General features: G+C 30.4%; 12 protein-coding genes and 1 pseudogene. 12 read left to right on the top strand and 1 reads right to left on the bottom strand.

What is annotated here, in order from left to right; translation table 4 throughout:
- The first annotated feature begins 339 nt into the window (after positions 1-339).
- The 12 genes and pseudogenes from EHV01_RS01290 (at position 340) to EHV01_RS01235 (ending at position 9,592) form a co-directional block, all read left to right on the top strand.
- Positions 340-531, top strand: coding sequence for a hypothetical protein (locus EHV01_RS01290; RefSeq protein WP_422065865.1), 192 nt, complete (start codon positions 340-342; stop codon positions 529-531).
- 9 nt (positions 532-540) lie between these two features.
- Entirely contained in the window at positions 541-792 is a 252-nt protein-coding gene (locus EHV01_RS01285) for a hypothetical protein (RefSeq protein WP_422065864.1), read from the top strand.
- A gap of 19 nt (positions 793-811) precedes the next feature.
- A complete protein-coding gene (gene nusA, locus EHV01_RS01280; RefSeq protein ID WP_422065862.1) occupies positions 812-2,227 on the top strand; it encodes a transcription termination factor NusA in 1,416 nt (471 codons plus the stop codon).
- A gap of 19 nt (positions 2,228-2,246) precedes the next feature.
- Positions 2,247-2,522: an RNase P modulator RnpM gene (gene rnpM, locus EHV01_RS01275; RefSeq protein ID WP_422065861.1), complete on the top strand. Its 276-nt coding sequence runs from the start codon at positions 2,247-2,249 to the stop codon at positions 2,520-2,522.
- Positions 2,523-2,524: 2 nt separating this feature from the next.
- Complete coding sequence (locus EHV01_RS01270) at positions 2,525-2,830, top strand: L7Ae/L30e/S12e/Gadd45 family ribosomal protein (RefSeq protein ID WP_400248790.1); 306 nt, start codon at positions 2,525-2,527, stop codon at positions 2,828-2,830.
- Between the two features lie 23 nt (positions 2,831-2,853).
- On the top strand, positions 2,854-4,713 hold the full coding sequence (infB, locus tag EHV01_RS01265; protein ID WP_422065860.1) for a translation initiation factor IF-2: 1,860 nt from the start codon (positions 2,854-2,856) through the stop codon (positions 4,711-4,713).
- Positions 4,714-4,779: 66 nt separating this feature from the next.
- A complete protein-coding gene (locus tag EHV01_RS01260; protein ID WP_422065859.1) occupies positions 4,780-4,914 on the top strand; it encodes a DeoR family transcriptional regulator in 135 nt (44 codons plus the stop codon).
- 18 nt (positions 4,915-4,932) lie between these two features.
- Positions 4,933-5,481 (top strand): DeoR/GlpR family DNA-binding transcription regulator, encoded by a 549-nt coding sequence (locus EHV01_RS01255; RefSeq protein WP_422065858.1) that lies wholly within the window; start codon positions 4,933-4,935, stop codon positions 5,479-5,481.
- A 23-nt stretch (positions 5,482-5,504) separates the two neighbouring features.
- Positions 5,505-7,568, top strand: a complete 2,064-nt coding sequence (locus tag EHV01_RS01250) for a fructose-specific PTS transporter subunit EIIC (RefSeq protein ID WP_422065857.1) — start codon at positions 5,505-5,507, stop codon at positions 7,566-7,568.
- A gap of 70 nt (positions 7,569-7,638) precedes the next feature.
- Positions 7,639-8,571 (top strand): 1-phosphofructokinase, encoded by a 933-nt coding sequence (pfkB, locus tag EHV01_RS01245; protein WP_422065856.1) that lies wholly within the window; start codon positions 7,639-7,641, stop codon positions 8,569-8,571.
- Positions 8,572-8,888: 317 nt separating this feature from the next.
- Positions 8,889-9,277, top strand: a pseudogene (locus EHV01_RS01240) (ATP-binding cassette domain-containing protein); the annotation flags it as partial.
- Positions 9,278-9,292: 15 nt separating this feature from the next.
- Positions 9,293-9,592 (top strand): hypothetical protein, encoded by a 300-nt coding sequence (locus EHV01_RS01235; RefSeq protein ID WP_422065868.1) that lies wholly within the window; start codon positions 9,293-9,295, stop codon positions 9,590-9,592.
- Here EHV01_RS01235 and EHV01_RS01230 read toward each other — a convergent pair.
- A complete protein-coding gene (locus EHV01_RS01230) occupies positions 9,589-10,446 on the bottom strand; it encodes a MurR/RpiR family transcriptional regulator (protein ID WP_422065867.1) in 858 nt (285 codons plus the stop codon). The genes EHV01_RS01235 and EHV01_RS01230 overlap by 4 nt on opposite strands.
- Positions 10,447-10,643: the final 197 nt, after the last annotated feature.

Here is a 10,643-nt window from a genome sequence, read left to right as displayed (position 1 = left end):
GTAATTATTTTTTTCATTAATTATTTACCTCCATATATTAAAAATATACCTAATTTTAGGTATATTTTATAAATATCAAGAGTTTTCGACAAAATTAAAGGAAAGATATCTTAAAAAAGAACTGAAATATGATATAACACTTTATTTTTATTCTACCTTTCCTAATTTATCTTCTTAATTTTGTTGCATTTTTATTAATAAGGTATTATAATAATAAAGTAATTAAAACAGGTCAAGAAAGAGCACAAACGTGCTCTTTCTTTAATGCCATAAATTTAGTTATGTTTGATTAAGAAAGGATGGTGTTGAATAGAACATTTTATACAACAAGAAACAAAATTGAAGGCAGCTTTGGAAAATTATTTAGCAAAGCAAAATTTAACTTTGTTTGCAATTAATTATTTACAAGAGTTTGACACAAATTTTGTACAAGTGTTAATTGAAGATAAAACAACTGTGCTTGATTTAGATCACCTAACAGTTATTAGTGAAGAAATTAATGAATTGGTTGATAGTCTTGATTTATTTTAAGAAGAATACTTGTTAGAAGTTTCAACACCAGGTGCTGAGCGACCATTACGAAATTGAAATGAACTACAACAACATGTTAAGGAGTATGTTTATTTAGAATTTAACAAAAAAGTTAATAATTTAGTTAAAGTTACTGGTGAATTATCAATGGTTGATCAGCAACAAAATCTTACTATTACTTATTTTGTTAAAGGTGCTCGCAAAACCTTGCAAACAAATTATCAAAATATTAAATTTGCGCGTTGTGCGGTTAAATTTTAAGAAAGGAATGTTATATAGCATGATTGATGGTGCAAAATTATTGTCAACAATTGATGAAATTGTTAGTGAAAAACAAATTAGTCGTGATTTAATTTTAGATTCAATTAAAGAAGGAATTAGGAAGGGTTATGAAAAACATTTTGATGCAGAAGCAACAATTATTGTTGAGATTGATCAAAAAACAGGACAAATTAAAGTTGAAAAAGAATTAACTGTTGTTAAAAAAGTAGAAGATGATTTATTAGAAATTGGTTTAAATGAAGCCAAAGAAAAATATGGTGAGCAAATTACAATTGATGATAAAGTTTATGAACCAATTAATTCAGAAGAATTTTCACGATTAGCAATTTTCCAAGTTGGCCAAATTATTAAACAACAAATTAAAGAAGCAGAAAAGGATTCAATTTTTGATGAATATATTATCCAAAAAGAACACTTAATGACAGGTGTTGTTATTGCTGCTGAAGAAAAATACTTATTAGTTGAAGTCGAACGAACATTTGCTTATATTCCTCGAAAAAATTTGATCTTTTCTGACCATTTTGAAGTTGGCCAACCAATTACTTTTTTAGCAGAAGATGTTGTTAAATCAAAAAATGCAGGACAAATTACTGGTTCACGAACAAGCAATGATTTTTTATATCGTTTATTAGAACGTGAGATTCCAGAAATTTTTGAGCAAGTAATTGAAGTAAAAGCAATTGCTCGTGATCCTGGGCGTCGTAGTAAGATTGCTGTTTATAGTACAAATGAAAATATTGATCCAATTGGTGCTTGTGTTGGTAGCAAGGGCAGTCGAATTAATAAAGTAACAGCTGAATTACAAGATGAAAAAATTGATATTTGTATTTATAATGATAATAGTCAACAATTTATTATTAACTCATTATCACCCGTAAAAGTAATTTCAATTACAACTAATGATGAAGGAAAAGAAGCTCACATTGTTGTTCCTGATGAGCAATTATCATTAGCAATTGGAAAAGGTGGAAGTGCCGCAAAATTAGTTGCAAAGTTAACAAAATGAAAACTAAACATTATGAGTTATAGTGAAGCGTTAACGAAACAAGTTGAAATTTTATGAAATGGAAATTTAACAACTGATGAACTTAGTGCATTACAAGTTAAATTAAAAGATAAAATTAAACCAAAAGCCACTGTTGAAACAAATACTGTTGATATAACAGCCGGTTTACCAGTTGAAAAATTTGAAATTATTGAAGAACAAATGGCTGAAGAAACAATGATTTTAGATGAAGAAAATTATCATGTTGATGATTTAACAGAATCAACTCCTAAAGTATTAGAAAATGAAATTCAAGAAATTGAAGATAATCTTTCTTATTTTGAGAGTGAACAATTTGAAAATCAAGATGATGATGACGATGAAATTAATTATGACGACTATGATGATTATTATGATCAAGATAAATAATTAACTAGGAGGGATATCGATGACAAATCATAAAAAAATTCCCTTACGAAAATGTGTTGTTTCACAACAAATGTTACCAAAAAAAGAATTGGTACGAATTGTTAAGACACCAAACGGGGAAATTATTATTGATCCAACCGGAAAGGCCAATGGGCACGGTGCTTATTTACGACCAACATTAGAGATTTATGAAAAAGCAAAAAAGACTCACGCGTTAGAACGTGCTTTAAAAACAAAGTTAACCGATCAATTTTACGAAATGTTATATTGTGAAATTAGTGAAGGTTGAGATTAACGATGATAGATCAAAAAGGATATAGTTATCTTAGTCTAGCCAAACGAGGGGGTAAACTAATCACAGGGGCTTGTTTGTTAACTGCCATTCAACAAAAAACTGTTTATTTAGTATTAACAAGCAGTGATGTTGGTGCTACGCAAGCAAAAAAATATCAACAAAAATGTTTTTATTATAAGATCCCTTATTTTAGTTGCCTTGATTTCAATTTAACCCAACAAGCTTTAGGAACAAATAATGTTAAAATGATTGGTATTAGTGACCAACATCTTGCCCAACGGTTGCTGACATTATTAAATAATTCTTAAAATTCAAAAAGGAGGAGGGACAGATGAGTAGTCAAAATAACAAACAAAATAAAAAAACATTAGCTAAAAAACAACGAAATCGGATTCAATCACAATTAAAAACGGTTGAAGCACATATTACCGAAGGAGTTTTTGTTTATGATGAGGCATTAACTATTGCTGAGTTTGCCCAAAAAATTAATAAACCCGTTAGTGAAATTATTAAATACTTTTTTAGTAAGGGAATAATGTTAAATCAAAATACTTTTTTAACTGAAGAGCAATTGGGAGAGTTATGTTTAGAATTCGGGTTAGATTTTAAACGTGAAAAATCAGTAACACATGAAAACTTAATTGAAAGTTTTGAAGTTAATGATGACCCTGCTTCGTTAGAAAAACGACCACCAATTGTCACAATTATGGGCCATGTTGATCATGGGAAAACAACCCTATTAGATAACATTCGTAATACTAATGTGGTAAGTACAGAACATGGGGGAATTACACAACATATTGGGGCTTATCAAATTAAAACGAAACATGGTGAAAAGATTACCTTTGTTGATACTCCTGGACATGAAGCTTTTACACAAATGCGCGCACGAGGGAGTGCAGTAACAGATATTGTTGTCTTAGTTGTTGCCGCTGATGATGGTGTAATGTTGCAAACTAAAGAAGCCATTGATCATGCCAAAGCAGCTGGCGTACCAATTATTGTTTTTGTTAATAAAATGGATAAAGTTGGAATAAATTTAGATAATATTTTAATGCAATTATCACAAGAAGAATTAACTCCAGAAGAGTGAGGAGGAACAACTTCTTATGTTAAAGGAAGTGCTAAACAAAAACAAGGAATTGATGAATTATTAGATACAATTTTATTAATGGCTGATTTAATGGAATTGGAATTAAAAGCAAATCCAAATCGTTTTGCGTTAGGAACAGTGCTTGAATCACACTTAAATCGTGGCTTAGGACCAGTTGCAACACTATTGGTGCAATCAGGAACATTGAATATTAAAGATGCCTTAGTTGTTGGTTATACTTTTGGTTATGTTCGTGATTTATCTGATGAGAGTGGTAAAAAAATTAAATCAGCAGGACCATCAACTCCAGTTATGATTCATGGTTTAAATGAAGTACCAAATGCTGGTGACCGTTTTATGGTTTTTCGAGATGAAAAATTAGCACGTGAAATTGCTTTAAAACGAAAAACAATTGATACAATGAATAAACGTTATAAAAATCAAAATTTCTCGTTAGAAAGTTTATCAGCCCAAATTAAAGATGGACAATTAAAACAAATTAATATTATTTTAAAAGCTGATACTCAAGGAACAGTTGAAGCGGTAAAAGCAAGTCTATTAAAAATTAATATTCCAGGTGTAAGAATTAATGTTTTACGAGCAACTGTTGGGGCAATTTCTGAAAGTGATGTAACATTAGGTTTAGCTAGTCAAGCATTTATTGTTGGTTTTAATGTTCGTCCAACAGCTCATGTTCGGAAAAAAGCCGAAGATGAAGGTGTTGCAATTCGTTTGCATACAATTATTTATAAATTAACTGAAGAAATAGTTGCCGCAGCGGAAGGAATGTTAGATCCAGAAATGGTTGAAGAAGTGTTAGGACAAGCGGAAGTACGTCAAATTTTCCGTCATTCTGATATTGGAACTATTGCTGGTTGTTATGTTACTGATGGTATTATTCCACGAAAATCACGAGTTCGAGTTTTACGTGATGGAGTTATCGTTTATAGTGGTGAATTGGCATCATTAAAACATGTTAAAGATGATATTAAAGAAGCCAAAACAGGGGCTGAATGTGGGTTAACAATTAAAAACTATAATGATTTAAAAGAGCAAGATGTTATTGAAGCTTATACTGAGAAAGCCGTTACAAAGTAATGGTTTTTTTTTTTTTTTTTGGTTGTTTTTGGTTAAAAATAAGATATAATTACAATTGGTGAGAAGATGTTAAAAGAATTGCGATGAGAAAAAATTTTAGCTTGTTTAGATGAACAACAATTAGTATTAGTTAACGACTTAATTAAACAATTGCAGTTATCACCAACAACATTACGCCGTGATTTAACGGAAATGGAGTAACAAGGGTTATTAAAACGAGTGCATGGTGGTGTTAAATTACAAAAGAGTTATGAGGTTCGGATAGAAGAACAATTAAATGAAAAAATCCAACAGCATGCGGAAGAAAAATATTTAATTGCACGCCATGCGGTTAAAAAAATTAAACCAAAAATGTGCCTTTATTTGGATGCTGGTTCATCAACCTTAGCATTAATTAAGTTATTACAACCAGCAGATGATTTAGTAATTATTACTAATTCAATCTTCCATGTAGAACTATTAGCTTTAGGAGAATTTAATAATGTTTATGTCTTGGGAGGAAAATATAAACACCAAACAGGAGCATTAATTGGTTGAGAAGCCATTACGACTTTACAAAAATATCAAATTGATTGTGCTTTTTTAGGCGTAAATGGGATTAATGGTCAGGATTTATATACGACCGACCCAGATGAAGCAATGATTAAAGCAGAGGTTATTAAACGAGCAACAAAAAGTTATATTCTTGCTGATTCATCAAAATTTAACATTAAATCATTAGTAAAATTCGCTTCTCGTTCGGAAGTTGAAATTATTACAAGTTCATAGAAAGGATCAAAGGATAAAAAATTATGAAAATAATTGATTATTTTACTGAAGCAACAACCTTTTTAAAAACTTCTGTGACAGATAAAACTGAAGTCTTTGCAACATTAGCAACAGCATTAGTTAACAATGAAACAGTTACTGATTCAGCAAAGCTAATTAAAGCTTTAGAAAAACGTGAAACAGAAGGTCCAACGGGGGTTGGTGATGGTTTAGCAATTCCCCACTGTTCAAGCAGTAGTGTTACCAAACCATCAATTGCAATTATGACATTAGAAAAGGCAGTTGATTGACAAAGTTTAGATAACAAACCAGTTGATATCATTTTTATGATTACTACGCCAGAACAAGGAGGAGAGCAACATTTACAAACACTAGCAAAATTAGCTGGTTTTTTAGGAAAAAGTGAAGTTGTAGCCCAAATTCGTGCGGCAAAAACTTTTGCTGGTATTCTTAAAGCATTTATTGAACCAGTTACTGACCACGATAAAATGAAAACCGATGGTCACTATGATGTTATTGGTATTACAGCTTGTCCAACTGGAATTGCCCATACTTATATGGCAAAAGAAAAAATGGAAGAAGCAGCAAAGGCAATGGGCTTAACAATTAAAGTTGAAACGCAAGGGCGTAGCGGTAATGAAAATGTCTTAACAGCAACCGACATTGCTAATGCAAAAGCAATTATTCTTGGGATTGATAAAAAAATTACGGGAATGGATCGTTTTAAGGGTGTTTCATATTTAGAAACAAGTACAAAAGATGTTATTTACCATGGCTCTAATGTTATTCAAGATGCTTTGAATGGTAAACGTTTAACAATTGGCAAAGGTGGCAAAGGTGGTAACGATGAAGTTGGTGAATTAAGTTTAAAAAACTTTAAAGATGTAACAAAAAACCTCTTAGGAGGAGTTTCACGAATGTTACCATTTGTGGTTGCTGGAGGAATTATTTTAGGAATTGGTTTCTTATTAGATTCAGGTAAAACAGGAAAAGATTTTGGGGTAACTCGTGATGTTGCTGCATGATTTTCAGGATTAGGAAAAGTAATCTTTGGTATGATCGTTCCAATTTTAGGTGCTTATGTATGTTACTCGATTGTGGGACCACAAGGATTATTACCCGGGATGACAGCAGGATTAATTGCTAATGCTCATGGAATGTTATATGATGCAGAAAATAAAACGGGATGAGCAAATACATGAGGGCGATTATTCCCTGATTCAATTTCAAACTTTAACTCAGGATTTTTTGGAGCCTTAATTGGTGGTTATCTTGTTGCCTTTGCTGTATATGGATGCCAAAAAGGATTTGCTCGGTTCCACCCATCACTACGAGGAGTTCGTGATATTGTATTAATCCCTGTTCTAACAGCTTTAGCAGCAGGAGTCTTAATGTTTGGTTTAAATATCCCACTAGGATATTTAAACTACGGTTTAAGTTTAGGTTTAAAAGCAATTGCTGATTATAATTTAAATGCTTTAATTGGAATTATTATTGGTTTAATGATGGCTGTTGATATGGGTGGACCAATTAATAAAGCTGCCTATGTCTTTGGAACCTTAACAATTGATGCTACACAAACAGCTTATGAAGGAATTCGCTCAACGAATGGGGGAACAGTCTTTATGGCTTGTGCAATGTTAACAGGAATGGTACCACCATTAGCATTAGCTCTATGTACAAGAATGTTTAAAAAATATTGAACAAAAAAAGATGTTGAGCAAGGAAATACTAACTATTTCTTAGCCGCATGTTTTATTACCGAAGGGGCAATTCCATTTGCTGCTGCTGACCCAAAACGAACAATTCCATCAATTATGGTTGGAAGTGCTATTACTGGTGCAATTGTTAGTGGTTTTGGTGTAACCTTAGCAGCACCTCACGGGGGGCTTTTTGTCTTTCCGCTATTGCAAATTCAAGATAATGGTAAAAATTGATTTAGTATTGCTAATCATGGTGCTTCAATTGGAGTAGCAGTCTTAATTTCAGTTACTGCACTAATTATTGGAAGCTTTATTAGTGCCTTGATTCTTGGATTTTGAAGAATGCATAATGTTAAAAACAATAAAATTATTTTAGCAATTTAATTTAAAAAGTAAAAACCTAACTCATTGGATTTTTATAATACTAAAATAAAAAGGGAAAGAGTACGAAAAAATGATTTATACATTAACATTAAATCCCGCAATTGACCAAGTTATTGAAGTTCCTAATTTCCAGGTAGGAGAAACTAATAAAGCGATTAGTGAGTATGAAGTAATTGGTGGCAAAGGAATTAATGTTGCCGTAATGTTGCAACATTTAGGATATTCAACTACAGCATTAGGCTTTTGGGGGCGTGATAATAAGGAAATGTTTGAACATTATTTGATAGAGCAAAAGGTTGGTGCTTGTTTTCATGAAGTTAATGGTAAAAACCGAACTAATATAAAAATTAAAAGTTTAGAAATAAAACAAGAAACAGAATTAAACGGTCTTGCTTTTTCTGTTAGTGCTGATGATGTTATGGCACTGTTAACAATTCTTAAAACAGAATTAACCAAAAATGATTGTTTAATTATTTCTGGTTCATTACCACGCAATTGTCCATCTGATTTATATCAAACAATTAGTACTTACTGTGATGAAAATGAAATCTTATTTGTTGTTGATGCAACAAAAGATGTTTTATTATCAACTTTATCATCTAAACCATTCTTAATTAAACCAAATTTAGCGGAATTAAATGAACTATTTGAAACAAATTACCAATTTACTCAAAAAGCAGAAATTGTTGCTTTAGGAAAAAGATTGCAAGAACAAGGGGCACAGAATGTTTTAATTAGTAGTGGTAAGAATGGGAGCATCTTAATTACTCCAACAAATGTTTATGTTGGTAATACTGCAACAGGACAATTAATTAATTCAGTTGGCGCTGGTGATTCAATGGTTGCTGGATTTGTTGGAACATATTTAGCAACAGATGATTATCAAGAAGCAATGTTAACTGGTATTTGTGCTGGATCAGCGACAGCATTTAGTCAAGGGATTGCTGACAAATTGTTAGTGGAAAGTTTAAAGCAACAAATCAAAATTAGTACTTTTAGATAAAAAAATGATATTTAATAATATCATTTTTTTTATTTTATGTCATATTGTTCATTGCCGTTACAATTATAGTTTATGCCCAAAATATATCTTTTTAAATCTTGTTAATGAATATTTATGATACCAAAAATTGATGGAATTGAGAATTTTACTTTCCTAAGATCAATTATAATACTTCTTTGGAGATTATAAAATGGAATCTTTTTTCTTGAAAATGGTATAGTTTGGCAAATTACGCTTTATTTACGATAAAGTTAAAATGAAAATCTTTTCCTTAATGGTAAAATAAGGAAGAATTTACTTTAAAATAGGAGGATTTTATGGCAATTATCTTAGAAGCCAAAGCTATTAGCAAAAAATACCATCAAAAATTTGTTTTAAAAGATGTTAATTTAATAATCCATCAACATGAAAAAATTGGTTTAATTGGTGCTAATGGAAGTGGTAAAACAACATTAAGCGAGATTATTGCTGGTGTGCGAAAGCCTAATAATGGTGAAATTATTTATCAACCAAATTTAACCATTGGAATGCAGTTTCAAAATTCCCAATATCCACATGGGTTAACAATAATGGATATGATTAAATATTATTGTAAAGTATTTCAGTTATCTTTCCAGCAGGATGAAATTAAACAATTAATTAGCATTTATCAGTTAACAGAAGTTGCTAAAAAAAGATTGTTAAATTATCAGGAGGTCAGCAACAGCGATTAAACATTTTATTGTCAGTTATTCATCAGCCACAATTAGTAATTTTGGATGAAGTTTCAACTGGCTTAGATATTGCAGTTAAAGAAACTATTTTTCAATTTTTAGAACAAAATATTATTATTAATCAACGAGCAATGTTGCTCGTATCACACAATATGGAAGAAATTGAACGTTTTTGTGAGCGGGTTATTTATTTATCAGCAGGAAAAATTAAAGCTGATTTAGCAGTAACTGATATTCTTCAAAAGTATAGTAGTGTCTTTAACTATACAAAAGAGATGTTTGAAAATGAACAAAATAAAGACTCTTAATTAAAAGAGTCTTTATTTTTATTAGCACTTTGATTGTAGTCTTCGTTAATTGCGTTAGCTGCGTTAATCTTATTTTCCAAATTTGGATGAATTTTTAATAAACTTCGAAAAATGATATCAGATATTAAAATTTGAACAATTTTAGAAGATAATGCTGGAAAACGCTCATTTTCTTTTGTATGAACTTCAAATAAAATTTTATGTTTAATTTTATATAATTGATCAATGTTCGGATTATTAGTAACTAAAGCCACATCAATGTTCAGCTTATTTGCTAAATTAATAATATTAACAACCTCATTTGTCTTTCCTGATTTACTAAAAATAATAATTAAATCATCGGGTTCGGCATTTGAAAGAGTAACCATTAACGAATGAATGTTTTCTGTTGTATAACAGTTATAACCAATCATATTAAGGTTACTATGTAACACCCGGCAAGCAAGAAAAGATGCACCAATGCCAAAGACGAAAATTCGCTTTTTAATAACAATATCATTAATTAGGCGGTCTAAGACTTCTAAATCAATATTGTCAATTGTTTCATGGATACTATAAGAATAATAGACACGCATATTGTTAGCGATATCTTTTAAATTCATGGTTTCATTAGTTTCGTAATTTTTGTTTAGAAAATTTAATCGTTCATAAATATGCATTTGTAATTCTTTAATATTTTTAAATCCTAAGTGTTTTGCCATTCGGGTAATAGTTGATTCACTAACATAGTAAGCTTTTGCTAATTCAGTTATTGTTTTACTAGTAAATAGCACAGGATTTTGAATAATTTGTTCAATAACTGATAGTTCAGTATCAGTCAAAGTATTTTTATCATATGTTAACAGAGACAACATAGAAACTCCTTTCATCAACCTCACCATGAAAATTATTTTCATAATATTAACTAATTCTATTTTACAACATATTATGCGATAATAAAGTGGAAAATAATCTTTAATTTTGTCGAAAACTCTTGATGAAATAAAAAAAATCATCAATATGACAATTTGAAAACTAATTTTGTGTAAGATTATGATTTTGCTTTAAATWT

Source organism: Spiroplasma sp. hy2 (genome assembly GCF_044714365.1).
Classification (GTDB): Bacteria; Bacillota_I; Bacilli_A; order Mycoplasmatales; family Mycoplasmataceae; genus Spiroplasma; species Spiroplasma phoeniceum.
Note: the sequence above shows the minus strand (reverse complement) of the source record. Positions and strands in the feature narration are given on the sequence as shown.